This window comes from Nocardioides marmoraquaticus, assembly GCF_054777915.1.
This window is the reverse complement of record NZ_BAAHAA010000001.1, coordinates 258,258-279,230: the sequence shown is the minus strand read 5'-3', so window position 1 is coordinate 279,230 and position 20,973 is coordinate 258,258. Positions and strand designations below refer to the sequence as shown.

Here is a 20,973-nt window from a genome sequence, read left to right as displayed (position 1 = left end):
CACCCGCACACTGGAAACCATGACGATCATGACCACCACCGACCGTCGAGGACGCGGCAACCGTGCCCGCCTCGCCGTCGTGGTGCTCGGACTCCTCCTGGGCCTGCTCGGCATGCACGCGCTGAGCATGCATGGCGCCAACGCCGCCCCCGACGCGAACCAAGCTGCTGATCACGGGACCCACACCGCCAGCCACGCACCCGATACCGCTGCGCTCGCTGATGCCAGCGCTGAAGCTGCGGACAAGGCTCCGCGAGCCGCAACAGCGGGCGGCGGCCATGACGGTGGCATGAGCGGCCACGGGGGGCACAACTCCGGCGCGATGCTGATGATATGCCTGGCCGTCCTCGCGGTCGCGCTGTCGCTGCTGTGGCCCGCCCTCGCTCGCGGCCTCGGCTACGTCACCCTCCCCAGGCTCACCCTCACCCGCATCGCCCCCATCCGCTCGCTGCGGCTGGGCACCGGACCGCCATCGGTCTGGCAGTTCTCCGTCATCAGGTGCTGATCAGGCGCACCAGCACGCGACACCACCCTGTGGTGGACGCGTGTCTGGCACGCCCTGACCCCGCTCACCAGCACCTGACACGAAGGACCCACCTCATGCGCACCAACCTGTTCACCCGACCTGCCCGGACCATTCGTAGCCGCCCGGGGCGCGCCCTGGCCGGGGCCGCGCTCGCTGTCTCCCTGACTCTGACGGTCGCGGCCTGCGGCAGCGACGACTCCAGCAGCGATAGCAGCTCCTCGGTCGACGCGGCCGCTGATCACAACGAGGCAGACGTGCAGTTCGCCAGAGAGATGCTGCAGCACCACGCCCAGGCCATCGAGATGGTCGACATGACCGAGGGTCGCGACCTGTCGCCGGAGGTCCAGGACCTCGCCGAGCAGATCAAGGCCGCCCAGGAGCCCGAGATCAACACCTTCACCAAGTGGCTCACCGCCTGGAACCAGGAGGTCCCCGACACCTCCGGCGGCCACGACATGGGCTCGATGGACATGCCCGGGATGATGAGCGACGAGGACATGACCGCGCTCGAGGACGCCTCCGACGCCGACTTCGAGGACATGTGGCTCTCGATGATGATCGAGCACCACGAGGGAGCCGTCGACATGGCCGAGACCGAGGTCGCCGACGGCGAGTACCAGCCCGCCGTCGACCTCGCCAAGACCATCGCGACCTCGCAGACCAGCGAGATCGGCACCATGCAGAACCTGCTCTCCTGACCCCTTCCGGGCCTTGAGGCCCGCGGCCACGGCCGCGGGACCTCCTGGTGGTGGGCCCGTCCCTGCTCCCGCGCCGGGCCTGGACGGGCCCACCCACCACTCATCACCCCGTCTCAAACCCACCTCATCCGCTCGCTCGAAACCACCGAAGGACTGCCCATGGACATGACCTCCCGCGTGCCCGACTGGCTCACCCCGGTCGCTTGGATCTACATCGCCGCCTCGTTGGCGAGCGCCGCCTACCTGGCTTACGCCGTCACCCGACTCCCGCGCGGCACCATGCACCCCGCCACCACGCTCGTGTGGATCACCTCCGCGCTGTACCTCGGCCCCGCCGCCGTGGTCCTCTACCGGCGCCACCGAGCTCCGAGCGCGACCAGCACCCGCTCGAGCAACCTCGTGGGTTCCGCCGACACCGGCCATGTCCGCGAAAGCGCGGGTGGGCAGGCCCGCGCCACGACCGTCTCGACCGCCCTCGGCGGGCTTCCCGGCGGCGGTGCCTCGGCGATCGCCCACCTCATCGGCGTGCCGCTCGTCATCGCCTCCGGCCTCACCATCGCCGGGATCGACCTGTGGGTGATGATCCTCGTCATCGGGGCCCTCGCCATTGCGTTGCTCTTCGCCTACGAGAAGTCGCTGACCGGCAACGCCGCAGCCCCAGCACCGACGTCTCGAGTCCGACCCAAGGCTGCGGTGCCAGCGGCCCTGGCCGCGGCTCTCACCGTCCTGGCCTTCGACATCGGGATGGGCGGATGGATGCTGCTCCTGCACTTCAACGCGTTCATGCCGCCAGCGACGGAAGGCTCGTTCTGGTTCCTCATGCAGCTCGGCATCCTGCTCGGACTCCTCACCGCCTACCCGGCCGTCGCCTGGCTCCGTCGCCGCAACTCGCCTGCCGTCGCGGTGTGACACCTCCACCGCCGCTGAGCACCATCAGCACCGCTCGCGTTCGGCCTAGCTCGCTGCCCAGGCGCGCGGCGACAGCAGCGACTCGGCACCCCTCATCGAAGAACGGCAGGTCCCACGTCATGCACATGACCACCCGCAGCCGAGTCGCCGCTCTCGTCCTCCTCGCGGTCCCAGTCACGGCCTGTGGTGCGGGCGACAAGGCGGACGACATCGATGCAGCCCTCGAGAACGAAGCGTCGTACCCGCCGTCCCTCGCGGAAGACAACGGCTATTGGCCGGCCCCCACCGACGTCCTCGAACACGTGAGAGCGGCCGGGCTCAACCTTGGTCCCATGGGCACCGCGCTCCACTTTCACCCGCAGCTGCGTCTCTTCGTCGGCGACACCGAGGTCCCGGTGGCGCCGAACATCGGCGTGGACCCGGCCACCGGAGCGATGTCCGCCCTGCACACCCACGAAGGCGACGGGACGATCCACATCGAGGCAGCCAGCCTCGATCAGCAATTCACTCTCGGCCAGCTCTTCACCCAGTGGGACGTCGAGCTCACCCGGACTAGCCTCGGCGGCATCCGGTCGGGCAGCGGAGCCCTCGAGGTCACCGTCGACGGCCAACGCGTCACCGAAGACCCCGCAGACCTCATTCTCGCCCCAGAGCAACAGATCGAGATCCGCGTCCCCGATCCGACCAAGGCGCCCTGAATCGGCCCCCACCGAGAACAGCCTCACCGCACAACCACGGCCACCGAAACCGCTCACCACCACACACCAGAACAGCGACACCAGAAGAGCGGCACGCATGCTACGGCGGCCCGTGATGTGTCCCCCGTGATCGCCGGCGACGTCTCGCAGCCCTAGGTACGCGACCCCTCCACGTCGCGTTCGGGGTCACGAGGTGGTGGCCTGGGTGCACGGCGGCGTCAAGTTCTTCCGGGGTGCCCCGGGAGCGGCGCGGACCTATGTCGAGGCCGACCGGTCCCGGGCCGATGACTACTACCTGACGGAAGGCAGTGGCATCGCGCAGCGATTCGTTGCGGAGCGTTCGCAGCCAGCGGTTTCAGACCCAAACGACGGATCGGGGCCAGCCCTGCCATCGGTAGCGGTACGAAGCGGCGGCGGTCTCGACGGGGATGCCTATGAGGAGTGGGTTGGTGGATTCGACCCGGTCACGGGGGAGGCGAGGGGTCGGTTGCGGACCGATCAGCAGGCGTTGCGGTTCGTGGAGGTGGTGGTCAACGGTCCGAAGACGTGGTCGCTGGTCGCGGCGCTTCACCCGGCAGTGGCAGCCGCCTATGACGAGGCGCAGGACCGGGCCGCGAGCGAGATCATCGGGTGGCTGGTGGAGCACGCCACCACCCGTGTCGGGTCGCGGGGCCGGCAGGTGCAGGTGCCGGTAGACGCGCTGGAGGCGGTCACGGTGCGGCACTACACATCGAGGGCGGGTGACCCGCACCGCCACCTGCACCTGCAGGTCAACGCCCGGGTGCACGCGATGGGCCGGTGGCGGGGACTGCACTCGGTAGGGGTGGTCGACAGCATCGAGGCCATCAATGGCATCGGCCAGGCCGCGGTGCAATGCGATCCGCAGTTTCGTCAGGTCTTGGCCGACCACGGCTACCACCTCGACCACACCAGCGGGGAGGTCATCGAGCTCGCCCCACATGCCCGCGCGTTCAGTGCTCGAGCAGCACAGGTCGCGGGCAACATCGACCGCTACGAGGCCGCCTGGCGCCGCGACCACCCTGGCAGCGAGCCTGGCGCGCACTTGCGGCGGGCGTGGGATCGGCGGGCGTGGGCAGAGGCCCGCCCCGACAAGGTCGTCCCCCTCGACGGGGAGACGCTGGCCCAGCGGTGGCGCGACGAGCTGACCGAACAGGGCTTCATCTCGCCGGTGCGAGCCAGCGAGCTGAAATCTCTGCGGGCGGCGGCGATTGACCGGGACGCGGTTGCTGACATGGCCGTGCAGCGGCTGGGAGCGAAGCGGTCGGCGTGGAACGGTGCCGACCTGCGCGGAGAGGTCGAGCGGGTCCTTGCTGCGGTTGATGTCGTCGCGGGCCCCGCCGTCCGCCGCGAGCTGGCCGAGGACGTGACCGCACGGGCCGTGGCTGCAAGTGTCGCCCTGCTGCACCGTGGCGACGTCCCCCGCCACGTCCGCGCCCTGACCTCCCCCTACGTGCTCGCTGTCGAGGGCCAGTTGGTCGACCGGCTCACCGCCCTCGCCCGCTGCATCGCGCCGGGGAGCGACGCCAGCCGCGGTGCTGAGGGGGTGGGGGGACGCGCTTCAGGGCGGCCGGGGGGACAGCACGCAGACGCCGACACGGCTGGGCTGGACCCCGGTCAGCAGCACGCGGTCCACGTGCTTGCCGGGACCAGCCGGCTGATGATCGTCGAGGGTGCCGCGGGAGCAGGCAAAACCACCACCCTGGCTGCGCTGAAGCACTGCCTCGAACACGTCGACGGTCCGCGTACCGCCCAGGCGAAGGACGGCGGCTCGACCGGTGCGAGTGGGAGCGGGGGTACTGGTGGGGGACAGCGCATGATGGTGGTGACCCCCACGCTCAAGGCAGCGCAGGTGGCTCGGCAACAAGTCGGGGTGACGGCGTTCTCCGCCGCCTGGCTCATCCATGCCCATGGACACCGATGGACCGAGACCGGCAGCCGCCACCACGTCCCGGTCCCACCTGACGAGGTCGATCCGCGTGCGCGACTGTGGCCGGGGGACCTGCTGGTCGTCGACGAGGCCGGAATGCTCGACCAAGACACCGCCCTCGCGCTCCTCGGCATTGTCGAGGAAGCGGGGGCCCGGGTCGCGCTCCTAGGCGACCGCCACCAGCTGCCTGCCGTCGGCCGCGGCGGCGTGCTCGACCACGCCATCAGGTGCGCGCACCCTGCCGACCACGTCACCAGCGACGTCGTGCACCGGTTCACCGACCCCGCTTACGCCCACCTCACCCTAGCCATGCGCACCGGTGAGAACCCCGAGAAGGTGTTCGACCAGCTCCACGCCGCCGGACACATCGTCATCCACCCCACCGACGTCGAACGGCTCGCAGTGCTCGCCGGTCTCGGGGCCGCCGGCGAGACCCTCATCGCCGACACCCGCGCCCAGGTCAACGCCCTGAACCACCACGTCGCCGACCTCCGCAACGACAATCAGACGGGCACGCCCGGCATGGCTGCAACTGTTGCTGGACGTGGCGGATCACTTCTCCGCGTCGGCGACCAGGTCGCGACCCGACACAACGACAGCAGCCTCGGCGTCGCCAACCGCGACCAGTGGACCATCACCAGCCTCATTCCAACTGACGGTGCCAGCAGTGGCGGCAAGACAGGTGCAGTCGTCGTCACCAACGACGCCAAAGGCCCCCGGAAGCTGCCCGCCAAGTACGTTGCCGACCACCTCGAGCTCGCCTACGCCACCACCGTCCACGGCGTCCAAGGCGACACCGTCGGCTCCTGCCACCTCCTTCTCGGCGAGACCACCGGTGCCGCCGCGGTCTACGTCGCCATGACCCGCGGACGGGACCGCAACACCGCTCACCTGGTCGCAGGCAGCATCGACGACGCCCGCCGCCAGTGGCTGGCCGCAGCGAGCCGCGAGCGTGCCGACCTCGGCCCAGCGCACGCGACATCTAGGGCGGCAGCGGACATCGAGCAGTACGGTGCGGAGGTCAGGCACCAGCCAGACGTCGGGCTGGTCCCTGGGACACCGCGTCCGCCCGGACACCTGGTCGCCGCGTGGGCGGCGGGACGTGACACCTCGGCGTCGCGACGTCGGTGAGCCGAGCAGAGTACGACGACAGCCTCATGTCCACTTGAGGTGCCAGCTGATGCCCGCTTTGCTGACATAGACGAAGACGTCGGCGAACGGCTCGATGGCGCTAACGAGCTCGTCGACACAGGCGCTGACGAGGTCGACGGCATCGGGCTCGGGACACCCCAGCTGAACATGGCGGCCGTGCGGGTTTCTGCGACGCCGAGCAGAGAACTCGACGTCATGCGTGATGACGACCGCGTCCTTCTGCGCGGCATATACCGACACGTCATCGTCTGCTGCGTCCGGGATTCCGGCGGCGGCCACCGTCCAGGCCTCGTGGCCCGCCGCGACTAGGACTGCGACGAGCGCCGCGTCGACGTCCTGGTCGAGCACGAACCTCACGCTGAGGCCAGGGCTCGAACCGCCTCGACGTCCTCGGGTGTGAGTGAGGGATACGACTGGATGATCTGCGCCGCGCTACGGCCCCGCTCCAGGTAAGCCTGGACCGTCTTGACCGGCACACGCGTGCCTGCGATGACCGGCTTCGAGCCGTGCACACCGCGCCGTCGTTCGATCTGACCGCGCTTGTCGTCAGCGCGTGCACCCGCGCCGAGCACCGCGGCCCGCAGCGGTCGGAGGTCCAAAACCTCGCTCATCTCGATCTGCCCCGGGTCGGAGACGTCGCTCCACGTGCCGTCCGGAAGCTGGAAGTGCACGCGGTTCCCAGCGAGCGCGAACCGCACCTCTGTCACCTGGTAGTCGAGGCTGCGCAGGTGCGCGACGATCTGCCGCACGTGCTGCAGGCTGACGTTCTGACGCAGCGACGCGAGCACCATCGCGGTCATGGCGTCGGAGAAGTCGTACAACCGGATCCGACGCGAGCCGGACAGGCGGTCGTCGACGGTCGAGACCATCAGGCCTGTCTTCTCCCAGTAGTCCAGGCGTCGTTCCGAGATGCCCCCGATCTGAGCGAGCCGAGGGCGGGTGAGCATGACGAGCCGCTCGTCAGACGCCATGGCGGTCACCTCGTGGGGCGGGTGGGACGGGTGGGTCGAAGCAGACTAAGTCACCGCTGACCGATAACGCAGTTTATTGGTCAGCAACGACAGGTGCCGAAGTCGCAGGTCAGCGCCTGATTGATGGCGGCTCGCTGGTCCGGGACGTTCGCTTGAGCCGGGGACCGGCCTCGAAGCCGTTCGTGGGGCGAGTCAGGTCGCCTCGAGGCCGTCCCACAGCAACGACCCCATCTGACGGGCTGCCCGGCGCCGCAGTTCGTCGACGGCATGGGTGTAGCGCTGGGCCGTCGCCATTTCGGTCCAGCCCATGATCGACATGACGGTGCGGATGTCGACGCCCTGCAGGAGCAGCAGCGTGGCCGCGGTGTGCCGGGCGTCGTGGAGCCGCACGTGGTGGACCCCCGCCGCTGCGATGAGCCTGTTCCATTCCTCCCGGTCGCGCGCTGGGTCGAGAAGACCCCCGCCGGCCGCAGGGAACACCAGGTCGTGTGCTCCGTCCCACGCCTCCCCTGCCTCGAGACGACGGCGGTGCACCGCGGCCCGGTGGGCGCGCAGCTCAGCCACCAGAGGCTGGGGCAGCACGATGGTCCGCTTCGAGGCTCTTGTCTTCGGCTCGACCAGGACCAGCCCACCCCCGGTGCGACGATCACAGTCACCGCCACGCCGGCGGCCACAGGCTGGGACGCCAGCGACCCGTTCGCACCCGTGGCTCCAGGTGTGGCGCTGCGCCGAGCGCCTGATGCGCAGCACGCCGTCGTCGAGGTCGACGTCCTCCCACAGCAGGCCCAGCGCCTCTCCCTGTCGCAGGCCCAGCGAGAGCGCCATCGACCAGCGGGCGGGGTGCAGCGTGTGCTGGGCTGTGGCGAGCATTCGGCGGCTCTCCTCGACCGAGAGGGGGTCGACCTCGACGTCAACGACGCGCGGCGGCCGGGCGACGGCGAGGGGATTTGTTGCGAGCCGGCCGCGGCGCGTGGCCTCGTTCAGGGACGAGCGCAGCACGCGATGCACCGCATGCACGAGGTGGGGGGAGCAGCCCTCGGCCTGCAGCCGCCGATAGTGCTCCTCGAACGTTTCCGGGCGCAGCTCGCTCAGGCGCAGGCCGCCCAGCACCGGGATGACGTGGGTGCGCATCTGGCTGCGGTACGTCGACAGGGTCTTCCACCGGGCCGTCATCGGCAGCACCGTCTCTAACCAGAGCTGCAACCACTCGCCGAGGGTCAGGTCGTCGCGGGCCCAGACGTAGGTGCCGTCGTCACGGCGACGCTCGAGGTCGCGCACGATGCCGCGCAGCTCGGCTCGGGTCCGGCGCTGCACGTGCTTGCGCTCCGCAGTGCCGTCGGGCCGACGGTTCATCGTCACGCGGGCGTGCCACTGCCCGTCGGCGCCGCGGTAGATCGTCGCGCTGGTCTGGTCGACTGGCTTGCGCGGCCTACCCATCGTGGGGTCCTCGCATCTGGCCGATGAAGCGGACCAGCTCGCGTCGCTCCACCCGTACCGACCGTCCGACGTGCACGACGGCGAGGTGCCGCCGGGCAATCTGCCGCTCGAGGCTGCGACGAGCGCAGCGCAGCTCGCGGGCCGCCTCGTCCAAGGTGAGAAGCAGGGTGTCGCCTGCCGGCGTGGTCGGAGTGCTCGCGTGGGTGTTGGTCTCCATGTGGCACCAAGGGACGGGGGTGGTCGCGTCACGATCACCTGGCGAGCCGGCACGCGGAGGACGACAACGGGCGCCGCAGCTCGCCTGTGGCCGGGCAGCGGGAGGACGCCGGGGGGACTTGCGACGACACCCGCCCCGAGGCGTCAGGAGCCCCGTCCAGAGTTTCTGAGCCGGTTGTTGAGACGGGAAAGGGCCACTCCCCCTATGGGAAGCGACCCTGTATTCCGCGTTTGCGCTGGTCATGCGGTGAAACCGTTCTGCGCGCCTGTAGGGATTCGAACCCCAAACCTTCTGATCTGGAGCCTGCCGCTGCGGCCGGCGGCGCCATCGCGCCGGCCTCGGCAGCGCTCGAGTTGCATGTCACGCCTGCCGACGTCGTCGAGCTTGGTCCCCGCCGAGCGCTAAGCGACTCTCGAGACGACCTGCCGCTTCGCTCAATGGCGACCGACCGTCACCTCGCTGTCGTGTCGAGCGCATCGTGAGCGGACGAGATCGATCACGGGCGACTCTGCGCGCTTTGCACTTTGGGCTCGTGGGCGCCGCAGTGGTTGGTGCGGCGGTTGCTGCGGGGGTCATGGCTACGAGCGCTGACCCGACGTTGGAGCGGCGGGAGCCGGAGCAGCCAGCTGCGGCGACACCTGGGAACCCGGTCATGGCCGAGGCGCTACGGCTGGTCGAGTACTACGGGTGCTGGACTGGCGATGCTCCTGCTGACATGCGGGGCGAGGTGCCAGGTCACGTGGTCGTCATCGACGCGGGTGAGGCCGTGTACGGCGGCGACCGGCTGGTAGGCCTGGCGCTGCGGCAGGTGTTCGACGGCGAGGACCACGGGCTTGTGGTGGCAGGGTTTTGCCGGTGATCTTCCTCGGCCCCGACTTGCGGTCACCGCGAGGCGTTCGCGACGCTGCGCCCGATTGGCGGACTCCCGCCAACCTGCCGGCGTGCAGCGTGCAGTTTTCCCGCGAGGACGCTGAGACAGGCCATGAGAATGCCCACGCGTGACCGACGTCACTGGCCAAGCTTGCGAGTCGTTGGCCCTTCCATGACGCCCAGTCTCGACTCGGGTCGGAGCTGGACGCCTGCGACACCGCAGGCATGGACCACCGCGATCGAGCAGTGGCGCAGGCACCTGCGAACAGAGACCGATGTCGCAGCGTCGACCATCCAGACCCGGACCGATCACCTGTACCGCACTGCGCGCGCGCTGGCGGCCGCTGACCCGTGGGCCGTCGACGAGCAGACGCTGCTGCAGTACTTCGACGCGCAAGAGTGGCAGCGCGAGACCCGCCGCGGACACCGCGCCAGTCTGCGGGCGTTCTACGCGTGGGGCGCGACGGCAGGCCACGTTGACCAGTCGCCGGCGCTCGCGCTGCCCAGGGTGCGACCCGGCAAGCCGCGGCCGCGGCCGTTGCCCGACAGCGGCTACCGCGTCGGCCGGCTCGCCGCGTCTCCTCGCGACCTGCTGATGCTGCGACTGGGCGCCGAGCTCGGCCTGAGACGGATGGAGATCGCCCAACTCCACACCCGCGACTACATCGAGGATTTCGAGGGCCTGTCGGTGCTCGTGCACGGCAAGGGCGACCGCGAGCGCGTCGTCCCGGTGCCCGACGGCCTTGAGCCAGTTCTGCGGGCCCTGCCGGCCGGCTACGTCTTCCCAGGCGACGACCACGGCCACCTGTCACCGAGGTGGGTTGGCACCGTCGTGGCGCGCCTGCTCCCGCCGGGCTACACCTGCCACACGCTGCGACACCGGTTCGCGACCCGGACGCACCAGGCAACCGGCGGGGACTGGGACGCCGTCCGCGAGTTGCTCGGGCACGCCTCGATGGAGACGACCAGGGCTTACGTCTTCACCGACCGGTCGCGCCTACGCGCAGCCGTCAACGACGCCGCCTAGCGCCCACTCGGCTGTGCGGTCATACGACTCGTGAGCCCCCACACTGTGACCGCAACCCTTGTCGTAGGACAAGAGTTGCGGTAGTCTTTCTCTTGTTGAAAGGGAGAGGGGGTGACAACATGACGAACAAGGAGATCAAGCGCCTGGCCCGCGAGCTGGAGCGTCAGGGCTTCGACGTCGAGCGGACGAAGAGGGGCCACCTGCGGGTGTTCCTCGACGGGACGTGGGTGACCACGCTCCCGGGCACGCCGAGCGACTGGCGGTCCTTCCGCAACGCGATCGCGGCCGCCAAGCGCGCCGGGTTCCAGTGGCCGCCGTAGGCCGCTGAACCACGAGGACCGGGGCGCGGATATCGCCCCGGTCCTCACCCAGCAGGATCACACGACCAGGGTGAGGACCGGAACATCATGACCACCAGCTACAACGCCACCATCGAGTACAAGAAGCGCGCCGACGTCGTGCTCCCCGTCGACGTCGATCACCTCATGGACTCCCTCGCGGAGTACCACCCGGCCGTAGGCAGCTCGCCGCGCGGCTGGCTCGAGATCACCATCACGTTGCCCGCCGCCAGCGTCGCCCAGGCGGCCACCACCGCCCTTGCGGTCGTCACCGAGGCGGTCCGCGGTTTTGCAATCAGCGCGGAGCCGCTCGTCGCGGCCGTGATGACCACCGAGGAGTTCGACGCACGCGCCGGCATGCAGCCGCTGCCCGAGCTCGTCAGCTCGGCCGAAGCCGCCGAGCTGCTCGGCGTCTCCCGCCAGCGCGTCAACCAGCTCGTCGAGGCGGGCCAGCTGCAGGGCGAGCACGTCGGCCGCGCGCTCGTGCTCCCCCGCGCCGCGGTGCAGAACTTCGCCGGCCGCGACCGCGGCCCGGGCCGCCCGAAGACGCACGCACGGTGAACTGGTGAGTCCTGGCGTGGAGAAGGTCCTGATCAGCCTCATCCCTACGGCGGTGACCCTGGCCATCGGGCTGCTCACCGTCCTGGCACTGCCGTGGCTCGGCAAGCTCAGGTCGCTTCGTCGTGACCTCGAGCAGGACGCGGCCGTGGTCGACAAGCTGCCGCGTGGCGCGCAGGGCGCGCTGCGTCGCGACATGGCGGACCGTGCTCACGTGGTCGTCGCGTACTCACGGCATCCGGCCGCCACGTACCTCGACGTCCTGGCCACCCTGGTCGTGGTCGTTCTGGCTGCCATCACCTGCACCCAGGCGATCGCTCAAACCCTGCTGGACAAGGTGTACGCCGAGGCCGCCTTCACCGCGAGCGTGTTCTTCGTGATGCAGGCGAGCATCATCGCGCTGACGATCACGCGCTGGCAGCAGCGCGCTCTCGACCGGCTGCAGTACCTCGAGTCCTGCGTTCCACAGGACGTTGCGCACCAGTACTTCCGGTCGACTGCGCTCGGTTACGGCGTCATCAGGTTCCTCGCTCTGTTGCTCACTGCCGGACCGCTGGTGTGGACGGTGTGGGTCACGGCCGTCGGCATCTACGAGCGCTCCGGGTGGGGCGACCTGCTCGCGCTGCTGACGGCGCCCATCCTGTTGACGTTCGGTGGTGGCGTCGCGATCCGACGCACCCTGTGGAACCGCCCATTCGCTCGCGTCCTACAGCGCGGAGGCGATGTTCTCGGCAGCTACACACCCATGGGCGTGGCCGGTGGTCTCGCTCTGCTGCGGCAGAGTCGAGAGGACACCGATGACGGTCGCGATCGCAACCACTAGCCCGACGACCGGGGCCTGCCACGGGTCGCCGGTGGGTCACACGACGGCGGCGGCGATGTCGTCGAGCACCTGCGAGCCGACCACGCGGTAGTGCTGGGCGGTCTGCAGGTTGGCCCACCCGAAGGCCTCGGCGACGGCCTGAGGGTCGGGCACGCGAGCCATGGCTAGCGTCGCGGCGCGCTTCCTGAGGTCGTGGAAGGTGTTGTCGATGCCGGCGCGGTCCATGAAGCGGTTGATCCTCCGCTGCAGCTGGTCGGCGGTGTAGGCGCGGCCGCCGGCGGTCACGACGTTGCCCCGGACGACCGGGAGGAGCTTGTCGAGCAGCACGGGGGAGAGCCCGAAGACGCGCTCCTTGGCGCCCTTGCCGAAGACGTAGATCCGGCGGGCGTCGAGGTCGAAGTTGGTCCAGTCGAGTGCCGCGACCTCAGAGACACGAAGGCCGGCGTAGGCGCCGATGGCGAACGCGCGGCGCAGGTCGAGGTGGTCGGTGGTGAGCTCGCCGAGCAGCTGGTCGAGCTGTGTCTGCCCGATCGGCCGAGGGACGCGGCGCTCGAGCTTGGGGAAGTCGAGGCGGCGCGTGGGGTCGTCGACGCGGTGGTCGAAGCGGGTGGCCCAGCTGTAGAACGACCGCAGCACCGCGAGCTCGTTGGCGCGGCTCGCCTTCGACAGCTGGGTGCGGCCGGCCCACCAGTGCTCGAGGTCGGTGGTCGTGGCGGTGAGCGGGTGGTGCTCGAGCGCGAGCGATCGCAGGACGGTGCGGTAGCGGCGGATGGAGTTCGGCGACCACCCCCGGTCGTGGGCGGCGTAGGTCACGAACGCGTCGATGACGAGACCGGGCGGGTCGCCGGCGCTGACGTCGAAGTCGAGCTGCTGGCGGTCGGGGACGAGCTCGCCCTGGTGATGCATGGGCGGTCGCGGTGAGCGCCGAGAACCTGCTGGGGGCATGGCGGGGAAGGCCTTTCGGTCGCCGCTGATCCCCAGGTCAGACGCTACATCGTTGATAACAGTGTTTATCGGTCACCGCACAGCGTGGCGTGGGCCCAGTTCGGCGGTGCCCCCGTAGCGCTCCGCGTGGTCACCGCCGTGTCGACCGCGATCGCCGTCGCCGAGTCCGGCCAGCGGTCGGTGCGTGAGCAACGGCCTACCGGTCGGTGCGTGGGCAACGGCCTACCGGTCGGCGTCGTCTCGCCGTACCTTGACGCGCATGAGCAACCAGCAGCCAACGCCGCCTGGCTGGTACCCGGACCCGGAGTCCCCGTCCTTACGATTCTGGAACGGCAATGAGTGGACCGACCAGCGAGCGCCCCTTCCGCAGCGCCAGCAGGGCGTGTCGACTCAGAAGCTCGTCACCGGGGTTGGCCTGGGAGTGCTCGCGGCTGCGGGGGCTATCTGGTTCCTGATCCAGGTCAGTCAGCCCTCCGAGCTCGACTGCGCGGTCCAGGAAGCCGAGCGGGCGATGGATGAGTCGTCGTACGTCGACCCCGACTGCCGCTAGCTGCGCCGACGTTCCTACGGTCTGCCACGGCCTCCGATCAACTCCTGCGCGGCCGGACGACGCACGGGCATGACGAAGCTGCCCCCGCCACCTAGTAGGTGACGGGGGCGGGGTGAGTCGACCGGTCGGGCCGTGCGCTACGTGTAGAACTTCACGGGCATGTCCTGCCCGCCGCGGGTGGCGGTGATCGTGATCCGGTCACGGTTGGCGCGCGACTGGCCGTAGCCCTGGACCTGAAGCGTGCCGGACGCCATCGCGACGCCGTTGCGGACGACAAGGTCGGCGAGGGCGACGTCGACCAGCTCGATGGTGGCGCTGCCGCGGGCGTTGAGGCCGACGTGGAACGCGCCGGGGTCGTTGCGGCCGCGGTGCCACCGGAACACGAAGCCGTCGGCGCAGTCCTCGAGGTTGACGCCGTGGCCGTGTACGTCGCTGGTGTCGACGTCGGACCACACGTGCTCGCCGCTCGAGCGCCAGATGGTGGGCATGCCGGCGTGGGCGTCGGTGAAGCGGGCGTGGTCGACCGTGCCGCCGGGGCTGTTGTTGACCATGAGCGGGGACGTGCCGCAGCCTTTGCCGTCGGCGTCGAGGCCGATGACGCGGTACCTGGCTCCGGAGTACGACACCATCGCGGTCTCGCCGTTGGGGATGCCGGCGAAGCCGCGCCAGGAGCCGGGGCCGGTGATGCGTTCGGTGGTGCCGCCCTTGAGGGTCAGGGCGTGGTAGGCGATGCCGCCGAGGTCCGGGCCTGGGTCAAGGACGAAGTTGCCGAAGTACCCGTCGAGGGCGGGGCACTCGATCAGCTTCTCCTGGGCGCCGACGAGCTCGTGGCCGCGGTCGCCGGTTGTGCCCCACCAGAAGCGGCCGACGGCCTTGGCGCCGGTAGGCCGCGGCTGCGCGGGCGAGCGCCAGGCGGTGCTGGCCACGGCGATGCGCGCGCGGGGGCCGCAGCCGACGATGCCGAGCTTGGCCCGGGCGAGGGAGAACCACCGGCCCGCCTTCGACTTCACGCTCTGGCGGGTGCCGTCGGCGAGCTGTACGGAGGCGACGCCGGAAGCGTAGAAGCCGTCGGTGGCGTCGAGCAAGTAGGGCTCGTCGCGCTCGGGCAGCACGAGCAGCTGGCGCGCGGTGAGCCGGTCGAGCACGGCGCCCAGCATGTCGCCGGGTCGGGCGACGGCGTCCCACCGCACCAGCTCGGCGTCGGCCGGCACGTGCAGGTGCCCGCGAATCTCGGCATCGGTGTCGATGCGCAGCTGCCCGAAGGGGTCGGGCTCGTGAGTCGCCATGTGCGCGGCATGCTCAGCCTGCACCGCGGCGAGCCGTGCAGCGAGGTCGTCTACCTCGGCCTGGCGGTCGGCGCGGCCCTGCACGCGGCCGTCGGCCTCGGCTTGCGCGACCAGCGTGTCGGCCCAGGCCGTCAAGGTGGTGTCGACGTCGTGGCGGGTGGTGCTCATGGAGGATCTCCTTCTTGGCGACGTAGGCGCGCGAAGCTGTCGCTCTGCGTGGTCTAGTGGGGGTTGATCGAGGCGCTTGGGAAGCTCGCTCTTCCCGCTGAGCAGGTAGCAGCGGGCGTTGACGACCTGGTGTCGGCCCTTAGATCGGCGGGGTGAAGATCGACCACTCGTGGCACCACAGCGACCAGCTGAACGCCTGTGTCGGGATCGGCCCGTTGTAGCGCTCGCACCACTGGTTGGACAGGATCGGCTGCCAGGTCTTCGCCGCGGTGTCGAACTGCGGGCTCCACAGAGTGGTGCCGTCGGTCGGGGTCGCGTTGGCGTTGAAGTCGGTCGGGGTGAAGGTGTTGACGAAGGCGCCGTCCCACCAGATCGAGTAGCCGGTCGGTGTCAGCAGCGCCTCGATGGTGTGCTGCCCACCGGCCACGCCTTGGAACGTCGGCATGCCGTTGCGCCATGCCTGCCGGTGCGTGGGCGAGGAGTACGGCGTCGTGTGCATGTTGGCGTGGGCGGTGAAGTTGCCGAACAGCTCCCAGTGATCCAGCTCGCCGTCGCCGAAGCCGGAGCCAAGTCCACGCTTCCACGCCGCCGGGAAGGTGCCGCCGACCAGTGGCGAGTACTCGACCCGGACCATCTCGTAGCAGTAGTTCGGGGTGGCGTGCTTGGTGCCGATGTTGCCGCGGATCTCCGAGGACCGGACCGTGCCGCCCGCAGTGTCGCGGCCGCCGTCCAGTCGCACGCTCTTGCCGGACGGCCCCTGCCCGAAGAACACCTTGCTGGCGTCCATCGTCCCCGACTCCTTGACCCAGCCGTCGGACAGTGCCCAGGAGTCGCTGGTGGAGAAGTCGAGCGTCTTGAGCAGCGCGTAGCCGGCGGGCCGGTTGGGGTACGCCAGCCCGGATGTCGGCGGTCGCACGACGCCGCCGGCGGCTCCGCGAAGCATCTTCCCGCCGGCACCGAGAAGCACGCGGGCGGTCGTCTCGGCGGTCACGACATTCCCATCCACCAGGAGAGCGAGTTCGACGCCAGGCCACCCAAGTTCACCGACGCTGGCACCGTCGACTGGCCGGGCAGCTGATTGAACCGGTACGGCCCGGCCTCTAGACCGACGTTGCCGACGCCGCCAGCGGACCCGGAGAACCCGCGGGCTATCGCGGCGGGGGTGGTGCCGACCTGCAGGATCGCGAGGTAGTAGGTCTGGCCAGCGACGACGTCGACGCCAGCGGTGAGCGCGCACTTCTTGTTGCCGATCGAGGTGAAGGCGCTGGACTGGTCGGTGGTGATCCCCAGACGGTTGCCGGTCGAGTCGTAGATAGCCATCTGGGCAACAGTGAGCGAGGCGCCAGCTGTCCCGACGTAGCACCACAGGTTGGCGAGGGTGCGCGACTCGACGGCCTTGACCCTGGCCAGGATCAGGTTGTTCGCTCCGGTGCCAGCCGCTGAGGCGCAGACGGCGGGGTCGAAGCACCAACCTGCGAAGCCCTGGTCGATCGGCCCGAAGGTGGGCTTGAGCAGCGGCGCCGAGATCCGCAGGTCGGACCCGATGGTCTCGAGTAGCAGCGGCGCGACGGCAGTGAGGAGCGCCTCGCCAGAGATGCCCAGCTTGGCGCGAGCGGCGGCCTGGTCGGCGAGCGTCAAGAAGTCTCGGCCGTACGACTGCGTGGGCAGTCCTGCGAGGGCGCTCAGGTCGCTGTCGAAGGGCTGCTTGTCGTCGAGCGCTGCCTGCAGCCCGGTCACGGTACTGATCGCCACCGCGGTGAGGGTGATGGTGATGGTGTCGGCGGCGTCGTTGACGGTGACGCCGATGCCGTTGGTGCCGACCAGTGCAGCGCCGATGGTGTCGCGGACCACCTCGGCGTCGGTGCCTGACGCGGTGACCTGGAGGCTGTTCCCGGCGTCGTTGTAGGCCAGCGTGACGTTGGCGCCCGAGACGAGCAGCGCAGCGACCGCGTCTTGTGCGGCCTCGGTGAAGTCGCTGATGGTCGACGCCGACTGCGACCCGGTGTGGGTGGAGCGGTCGCGGAGCTGGGCGTCGGTCGCGTTCGCGGTGGCGCCGGTGGCCACGCCGCCGAGCTTGGTTCGCTCGGCCGGGGTCATCGCGACGCGGGTGCTGGTGTCGGTGGTGGTGTCGAGGGACTGGTTGCCGGTGTGGGTGCCGCGGTCGCGCAGCGAGGCGTCGGTGGCGTTCTGGGTCGCCGTGGTGGAGATCGTGATGGTGTTCGCGGCGTCGTCGACGGCCACGCCGATGTTGCCGACGCCCACCAGTGCGACGCCGATCGCGTCGCGCACCGCTTCCAGGTCGGTGGCCCCGGCCGCTGCGAGGGTGACGGTGCCGGCCGCGTCGTCGTAGGTGACGGCGACGCCGGAGCCGACCAGGCTGGCGCCGAGGACGTCCTGCACGGCCTCGGTGAAGTCGCTGATCGTCGACGAGGGCTGGGCGCCGGTGTGGTTCGAGCGTGCTCGGTCGGTCGTCGACGCCGCCGCTACGTCGCTGGTGGTTGCGTACGGCCCTGCAGGCGCGAACCGGCCATCGGCCTCGGCCTCGGTGTAGTAGCGGCCGTCGTGGTCGTGGACGCTCGGAGGGAACGTCGCGGGCTTGTCGGTGATCGAGCTCCAGGAGGCGGCCCCGGTCTCGTCCTCGAGCAACGCGACGCGCCCCGCGAGCGCGTCGAAGTCGGCGATGTAGACGACGCTGTACGGCTCGGCCGGCTTGGGGATGACCCCGGGCAACCGGTTGAGCCAGATCACGCCACCAGGAGCATCCTTGTCGGCGATGAAGCTGATGTTGCGGCGCCCGGTGACGCCGGTGAGGTTCTCCGTGAAGCTGTACGAGCCGCCGGAGCCGACGATGTCGGGGTCGTTGCTGGCGGGGACCTTGACCTCGAAGTAGCCGACGTTGCGGGCGACGTACTCGCCCTGGCCCGGGATGGGCTGGCCGTTGGCGTCGACGGCTCCCTCCCAGATCGGCACGGACTTGGTGCCGATCGGCGCGCGCAGCAGCACCGGGTAGATCGAGATCGGCGTGACCGGGTCGTCGTCGAGCATCGGTCCCGGCGCGTTGTACGTCAGGTCGATGGTGCCGGTGGTCGGGGTGCCGTCGAGGTTGGTCGCGGCCCACTTCAGGGTGACCAGGTTCCAGTCGGGCGACGGCTGGTGCTGGGTGACGGTCACGCACGTGCTCCTGTCGTGGTCGTGCGACGCTCGGCGCGACGCATCCGGAGGTAGTTCTCGGCGCTGAGCGCGGCTGCGGCCGCGCAGCCCCACGCCGCGGCGCGGAGCAGCCGGCCGGCGTACCGGGTGGCGGCACGCAGGCTGCGGCGCCGCGAGTCGCCGGGGTGTTCGCCGTGGCTGGGCAGGCACGTCCCGGGCAGGTCGTTGTCGTTCACGAGTCGGCGTCCGGGCGGCCGTCGTGGCCGAGTCGCCACCGCGTGGCGAGCCCGAGCGGGTTCCGGGTGCCCTGGTGGCGCTCGTTGGCCTGGGTGAGGCGCTGGACCTGGAAGTCGACCGGCAGCCCGGTGACGTCGCGCAGGTAGGACGAGATGCCGATCTGCAGCAGGTTCAGCGCCCCGTCATCGGGGAGCGCGGCGGCCAGGCGGTCGTAGTCGACGTCCTCGAGCAGGGCCCGGACGTCGACGTCGCGAGGTGGCCGACCGTCGCGCGGCTGCTGTGCGGTGCCGACGAGGTAGGAGGCGTGGATGCCGAACCACTCGTTGAGCGGTCGGCATGCGAGGTCGAGCCGGAACATCTGCTCGGGGGACAGCGCGCTCACGTGTCGGCCTCGTGCTCGCCGCGGCGGCGGAAGGGCGCGACTTCCTGGATCGAGCGGGGCGTGAACCATCCGGCCAGGCCGGCGACCAGTGCTGGCGCGAGCAAGAAGATGAGCGCCTGCACGTAGCCGGGGACGTCGCCGGTGACGGCCGGGTTGTAGACGTGGTCGTCGAGCATCCCGATGACGAACAGTGCGACGACGCCGCCGGCGCCGGCGCCGCCGGTGCCGGCGACCACCTTCGGGGTTGGCCACCTGGTCGGCAGGTCGGTGGCGCTGGGCTGACGCTGCGTCATCGGGCCCTCCGGTCGTCGGCCGGGATGGACACGAGCACGCGCAGCACGAGGTGGTCGTTCGGGTTGGACCCGGTCTCGACGACGACCTCGTGGACCTGAACGTTCTTGGAGACCCAGAAGCCGTCGATGATGCGTCCGCTGGCGTGGGTGGCCACGGGGGCCGCGACGAACCGCAGGCCGATCGCGCGGAGCGGGTCGAAGTTGCGGTGCCCCTCGAGGCCGTTCTGGTCGACGGCGAGCATGACGGCGCGGCCGCCGGCGACGCGGGGGCCGAGCCGGCGGGCGATGCCGCGCACCTGGGCGGCGTGCAGCTGGCGGGTCGCGGTGAACTGCAGCGACGGGGTGCCGTGCCAGTTGTAGGCGTCGAGCTCGGCGCCGCGCATGAACGCGAGCAGCGCTTCGACGAGGTACCGGGGGTCGGCCATGGTGGGCCCGGCGGCCGCGACCGGCACCCGCTTGCGGCCGGTCAGCTTGTAGGCCTTCACGCGGCGCACGCGCAGCCGGTCGGTGTCGACCGCGATGGGGGTACCGCGCCAGGGGCGCAGCAGCCGCATCGAGGACCTGACCCCTGGCATCAGCCGCAGCAGCCAGCCGCCCTCCTGCAGGAAGACGATCGACACGCGGCCGAGCAGCGCGGCGATCACGGCGATCGCGCGGGCCCGCTGCTTGCCGCCGGGGTTGAAGGTGACGGCCTGGAAGTACACCCGGTCCGGGCGCGCCGGGGTCGCCGGCGTGACACGTGCCCGGGCGACGACCTGCCCGACCACTGGGCCGCCGGTTGGGGGCGCCGAGGTGCGGCGCCGGCGGGTGGTGCGGGCCATCAGGCGGCCGCCTTCTCGCCCTCGAGCTCGCGCAGCCGCTTCCACGAGATCGGGCCCATGACGCCGTCGACGACGATCTTGGGCTCGACCTTCTTCTGTCGCTGCTCGAACAGCACGACGCGCCGCTTGGTGGCGGGCCCGTAGATGCCGTCGGCGGTGATGCCGAGCGCGGTCTGCAGGTAGTGCACGTCGTTGCCGCGATCGCCCATCGACAGGGACCGCTCCCCCGGCACCCAGACCTTCTCCTCGAGGATCCGCTTGATCGCGGTGTAGGTGAGGTTCCGGGCGGCCTTCCACGAGAACTCGATGTGCAGGTGGTCCCAGTGGGGAGCCACGCCGAGGTACGGGCGCCCCTTGGGCGACTTGGCCGAGTAGACGCGCCGGCGGTAGATGATGGCCTCGATGCCGAGCTCGTCGGCGTGCTCGAGCAGCTCGGCGAGCAGCCGGATGCCGTCGGGGTCGTTGATCGGGAAGCCGACGTCGGCGGCGCGGCCCTCGCCGTGCTTGGAGGTCGTCGCGCCTCCGCGCACGGTCCGGCAGTTGAAGATGCCGAGGTTGAAGCCGCCGAGGGCGCCGTACTTCTCGACCGCCCACCGCATGAACGCGGAGACGCCGGGCTGGGGACCGCTGGTGCAGCTGACGGCGCTCGTCCAGGGGGCGAAGGTGGGCGTGGAGTCGGGAACGAAGACGCTCATCGCGCGCCGCCGATCGGGCCGTTGGCGTCCTCGTCGTCGAGGTCGCGGATGTCGACGTCGTCGCCGTCGTCGACGTGGGTGAAGTCGTTGTCGCCGGCGTCGACGTTGACCTCCTCCTCGACGTGGTCGTCGTGGTCGAGGCGCTCGTGCTCGGGCACGGCGAGGATGTCGCCGATGTCGGTCAGCTGCGGGTCGGACATGTGGGCCTCCTTGCGAGGGTGCGGGGTCGGTGATGCGCAACCGCGCCTGGGCGGCGGGGTCGTCGTTGGTGCTG

General features: G+C 70.3%; 24 protein-coding genes. 10 read left to right on the top strand and 14 right to left on the bottom strand.

What is annotated here, in order from left to right; genetic code table 11:
* Nucleotides 1-19: 19 nt before the first annotated feature.
* From ACYU8I_RS01475 to mobF, 5 genes are all read left to right on the top strand, one after another.
* Nucleotides 20-505 (top strand): DUF6153 family protein, encoded by a 486-nt coding sequence (locus ACYU8I_RS01475; RefSeq protein WP_460836577.1) that lies wholly within the window; start codon nucleotides 20-22, stop codon nucleotides 503-505.
* A 275-nt stretch (nucleotides 506-780) separates the two neighbouring features.
* Nucleotides 781-1,224, top strand: a complete 444-nt coding sequence (locus tag ACYU8I_RS01470) for a DUF305 domain-containing protein (protein WP_460836576.1) — start codon at nucleotides 781-783, stop codon at nucleotides 1,222-1,224.
* Nucleotides 1,225-1,383: 159 nt separating this feature from the next.
* On the top strand, nucleotides 1,384-2,133 hold the full coding sequence (locus tag ACYU8I_RS01465) for a DUF4396 domain-containing protein (protein ID WP_460836575.1): 750 nt from the start codon (nucleotides 1,384-1,386) through the stop codon (nucleotides 2,131-2,133).
* Between the two features lie 125 nt (nucleotides 2,134-2,258).
* A complete protein-coding gene (locus ACYU8I_RS01460; RefSeq protein WP_460836573.1) occupies nucleotides 2,259-2,831 on the top strand; it encodes a hypothetical protein in 573 nt (190 codons plus the stop codon).
* Between the two features lie 193 nt (nucleotides 2,832-3,024).
* A complete protein-coding gene (gene mobF / locus ACYU8I_RS01455) occupies nucleotides 3,025-5,910 on the top strand; it encodes a MobF family relaxase (RefSeq protein ID WP_460836572.1) in 2,886 nt (961 codons plus the stop codon).
* Nucleotides 5,911-5,934: 24 nt separating this feature from the next.
* Here the strand turns inward: mobF and ACYU8I_RS01450 are convergent, their stop codons facing one another.
* The 4 genes from ACYU8I_RS01450 to ACYU8I_RS01435 all read right to left on the bottom strand — a co-directional run bounded on the left by ACYU8I_RS01450 (nucleotide 5,935) and on the right by ACYU8I_RS01435 (nucleotide 8,556).
* Nucleotides 5,935-6,279, bottom strand: coding sequence for a DUF5615 family PIN-like protein (locus ACYU8I_RS01450; RefSeq protein ID WP_460836571.1), 345 nt, complete (start codon nucleotides 6,277-6,279; stop codon nucleotides 5,935-5,937).
* 5 nt (nucleotides 6,280-6,284) lie between these two features.
* Entirely contained in the window at nucleotides 6,285-6,902 is a 618-nt protein-coding gene (locus tag ACYU8I_RS01445) for a DUF433 domain-containing protein (protein ID WP_460836570.1), read from the bottom strand.
* Between the two features lie 192 nt (nucleotides 6,903-7,094).
* Nucleotides 7,095-8,339, bottom strand: coding sequence for a tyrosine-type recombinase/integrase (locus ACYU8I_RS01440; protein WP_460836569.1), 1,245 nt, complete (start codon nucleotides 8,337-8,339; stop codon nucleotides 7,095-7,097).
* Nucleotides 8,332-8,556 (bottom strand): helix-turn-helix domain-containing protein, encoded by a 225-nt coding sequence (locus tag ACYU8I_RS01435; protein ID WP_460836568.1) that lies wholly within the window; start codon nucleotides 8,554-8,556, stop codon nucleotides 8,332-8,334. Before ACYU8I_RS01435 ends, ACYU8I_RS01440 begins: the two co-directional genes overlap by 8 nt.
* Nucleotides 8,557-9,598: 1,042 nt before the next feature.
* Between ACYU8I_RS01435 and ACYU8I_RS01430 the strand changes: the two genes are divergently transcribed.
* From ACYU8I_RS01430 to ACYU8I_RS01415, 4 genes are all read left to right on the top strand, one after another.
* Nucleotides 9,599-10,453 carry a tyrosine-type recombinase/integrase gene (locus tag ACYU8I_RS01430; protein ID WP_460836565.1) on the top strand — a complete coding sequence of 285 codons (855 nt, stop codon included), beginning with the start codon at nucleotides 9,599-9,601 and terminating at the stop codon, nucleotides 10,451-10,453.
* A gap of 119 nt (nucleotides 10,454-10,572) precedes the next feature.
* Entirely contained in the window at nucleotides 10,573-10,773 is a 201-nt protein-coding gene (locus ACYU8I_RS01425) for a hypothetical protein (protein WP_460836563.1), read from the top strand.
* 87 nt (nucleotides 10,774-10,860) lie between these two features.
* On the top strand, nucleotides 10,861-11,352 hold the full coding sequence (locus tag ACYU8I_RS01420; protein WP_460836562.1) for a helix-turn-helix domain-containing protein: 492 nt from the start codon (nucleotides 10,861-10,863) through the stop codon (nucleotides 11,350-11,352).
* Nucleotides 11,353-11,368: 16 nt separating this feature from the next.
* Nucleotides 11,369-12,172, top strand: coding sequence for a hypothetical protein (locus ACYU8I_RS01415; protein ID WP_460836561.1), 804 nt, complete (start codon nucleotides 11,369-11,371; stop codon nucleotides 12,170-12,172).
* 36 nt (nucleotides 12,173-12,208) lie between these two features.
* On the opposite strand, the gene ACYU8I_RS01410 is transcribed toward ACYU8I_RS01415, so the two are convergent.
* Nucleotides 12,209-13,078 carry a tyrosine-type recombinase/integrase gene (locus tag ACYU8I_RS01410; RefSeq protein WP_460836559.1) on the bottom strand — a complete coding sequence of 290 codons (870 nt, stop codon included), beginning with the start codon at nucleotides 13,076-13,078 and terminating at the stop codon, nucleotides 12,209-12,211.
* Between the two features lie 298 nt (nucleotides 13,079-13,376).
* On the opposite strand from ACYU8I_RS01410, the gene ACYU8I_RS01405 reads away from it, so the two are divergent.
* Nucleotides 13,377-13,667, top strand: coding sequence for a DUF2510 domain-containing protein (locus ACYU8I_RS01405; protein WP_460836558.1), 291 nt, complete (start codon nucleotides 13,377-13,379; stop codon nucleotides 13,665-13,667).
* A 137-nt stretch (nucleotides 13,668-13,804) separates the two neighbouring features.
* Here ACYU8I_RS01405 and ACYU8I_RS01400 read toward each other — a convergent pair whose 3' ends face one another.
* The 9 genes from ACYU8I_RS01400 to ACYU8I_RS01360 all read right to left on the bottom strand — a co-directional run bounded on the left by ACYU8I_RS01400 (nucleotide 13,805) and on the right by ACYU8I_RS01360 (nucleotide 20,899).
* On the bottom strand, nucleotides 13,805-15,121 hold the full coding sequence (locus tag ACYU8I_RS01400; protein WP_460836556.1) for a hypothetical protein: 1,317 nt from the start codon (nucleotides 15,119-15,121) through the stop codon (nucleotides 13,805-13,807).
* Nucleotides 15,122-15,260: 139 nt separating this feature from the next.
* Nucleotides 15,261-16,112, bottom strand: a complete 852-nt coding sequence (locus ACYU8I_RS01395; protein WP_460836554.1) for a hypothetical protein — start codon at nucleotides 16,110-16,112, stop codon at nucleotides 15,261-15,263.
* Nucleotides 16,109-18,292, bottom strand: coding sequence for a hypothetical protein (locus tag ACYU8I_RS01390; protein WP_460836552.1), 2,184 nt, complete (start codon nucleotides 18,290-18,292; stop codon nucleotides 16,109-16,111). Before ACYU8I_RS01390 ends, ACYU8I_RS01395 begins: the two co-directional genes overlap by 4 nt.
* Entirely contained in the window at nucleotides 18,289-18,507 is a 219-nt protein-coding gene (locus ACYU8I_RS01385) for a hypothetical protein (protein ID WP_460836550.1), read from the bottom strand. The genes ACYU8I_RS01390 and ACYU8I_RS01385 overlap by 4 nt, the downstream gene beginning before the upstream one ends.
* Entirely contained in the window at nucleotides 18,504-18,890 is a 387-nt protein-coding gene (locus ACYU8I_RS01380; protein ID WP_460836548.1) for a hypothetical protein, read from the bottom strand. Before ACYU8I_RS01380 ends, ACYU8I_RS01385 begins: the two co-directional genes overlap by 4 nt.
* Complete coding sequence (locus ACYU8I_RS01375; protein WP_460836547.1) at nucleotides 18,887-19,183, bottom strand: hypothetical protein; 297 nt, start codon at nucleotides 19,181-19,183, stop codon at nucleotides 18,887-18,889. The genes ACYU8I_RS01380 and ACYU8I_RS01375 overlap by 4 nt, the downstream gene beginning before the upstream one ends.
* Nucleotides 19,180-20,004 carry a hypothetical protein gene (locus tag ACYU8I_RS01370; protein ID WP_460836545.1) on the bottom strand — a complete coding sequence of 275 codons (825 nt, stop codon included), beginning with the start codon at nucleotides 20,002-20,004 and terminating at the stop codon, nucleotides 19,180-19,182. The genes ACYU8I_RS01375 and ACYU8I_RS01370 overlap by 4 nt, the downstream gene beginning before the upstream one ends.
* Nucleotides 20,004-20,699: a peptidoglycan-binding domain-containing protein gene (locus ACYU8I_RS01365; protein ID WP_460836544.1), complete on the bottom strand. Its 696-nt coding sequence runs from the start codon at nucleotides 20,697-20,699 to the stop codon at nucleotides 20,004-20,006. The genes ACYU8I_RS01370 and ACYU8I_RS01365 overlap by 1 nt, the downstream gene beginning before the upstream one ends.
* Complete coding sequence (locus ACYU8I_RS01360) at nucleotides 20,696-20,899, bottom strand: hypothetical protein (RefSeq protein WP_460836542.1); 204 nt, start codon at nucleotides 20,897-20,899, stop codon at nucleotides 20,696-20,698. Before ACYU8I_RS01360 ends, ACYU8I_RS01365 begins: the two co-directional genes overlap by 4 nt.
* Nucleotides 20,900-20,973: the final 74 nt, after the last annotated feature.

Coding starts and splice junctions, on each gene's coding strand:
- ACYU8I_RS01375 (WP_460836547.1), bottom strand. CDS start 19,183: ATGACGCAGCGTCAGCCCAGCGCCACCGACCTGCCGACCAGGTGGCCA.
- ACYU8I_RS01410 (WP_460836559.1), bottom strand. CDS start 13,078: ATGCATCACCAGGGCGAGCTCGTCCCCGACCGCCAGCAGCTCGACTTC.
- ACYU8I_RS01435 (WP_460836568.1), bottom strand. CDS start 8,556: ATGGAGACCAACACCCACGCGAGCACTCCGACCACGCCGGCAGGCGAC.
- ACYU8I_RS01465 (WP_460836575.1), top strand. CDS start 1,384: ATGGACATGACCTCCCGCGTGCCCGACTGGCTCACCCCGGTCGCTTGG.
- ACYU8I_RS01370 (WP_460836545.1), bottom strand. CDS start 20,004: ATGGCCCGCACCACCCGCCGGCGCCGCACCTCGGCGCCCCCAACCGGC.
- ACYU8I_RS01405 (WP_460836558.1), top strand. CDS start 13,377: ATGAGCAACCAGCAGCCAACGCCGCCTGGCTGGTACCCGGACCCGGAG.
- ACYU8I_RS01445 (WP_460836570.1), bottom strand. CDS start 6,902: ATGGCGTCTGACGAGCGGCTCGTCATGCTCACCCGCCCTCGGCTCGCT.
- ACYU8I_RS01440 (WP_460836569.1), bottom strand. CDS start 8,339: ATGGGTAGGCCGCGCAAGCCAGTCGACCAGACCAGCGCGACGATCTAC.
- ACYU8I_RS01460 (WP_460836573.1), top strand. CDS start 2,259: ATGACCACCCGCAGCCGAGTCGCCGCTCTCGTCCTCCTCGCGGTCCCA.
- ACYU8I_RS01425 (WP_460836563.1), top strand. CDS start 10,573: ATGACGAACAAGGAGATCAAGCGCCTGGCCCGCGAGCTGGAGCGTCAG.
- ACYU8I_RS01400 (WP_460836556.1), bottom strand. CDS start 15,121: ATGAGCACCACCCGCCACGACGTCGACACCACCTTGACGGCCTGGGCC.
- ACYU8I_RS01475 (WP_460836577.1), top strand. CDS start 20: ATGACGATCATGACCACCACCGACCGTCGAGGACGCGGCAACCGTGCC.
- ACYU8I_RS01420 (WP_460836562.1), top strand. CDS start 10,861: ATGACCACCAGCTACAACGCCACCATCGAGTACAAGAAGCGCGCCGAC.
- ACYU8I_RS01365 (WP_460836544.1), bottom strand. CDS start 20,699: ATGAGCGTCTTCGTTCCCGACTCCACGCCCACCTTCGCCCCCTGGACG.
- ACYU8I_RS01430 (WP_460836565.1), top strand. CDS start 9,599: ATGACGCCCAGTCTCGACTCGGGTCGGAGCTGGACGCCTGCGACACCG.
- ACYU8I_RS01360 (WP_460836542.1), bottom strand. CDS start 20,899: ATGTCCGACCCGCAGCTGACCGACATCGGCGACATCCTCGCCGTGCCC.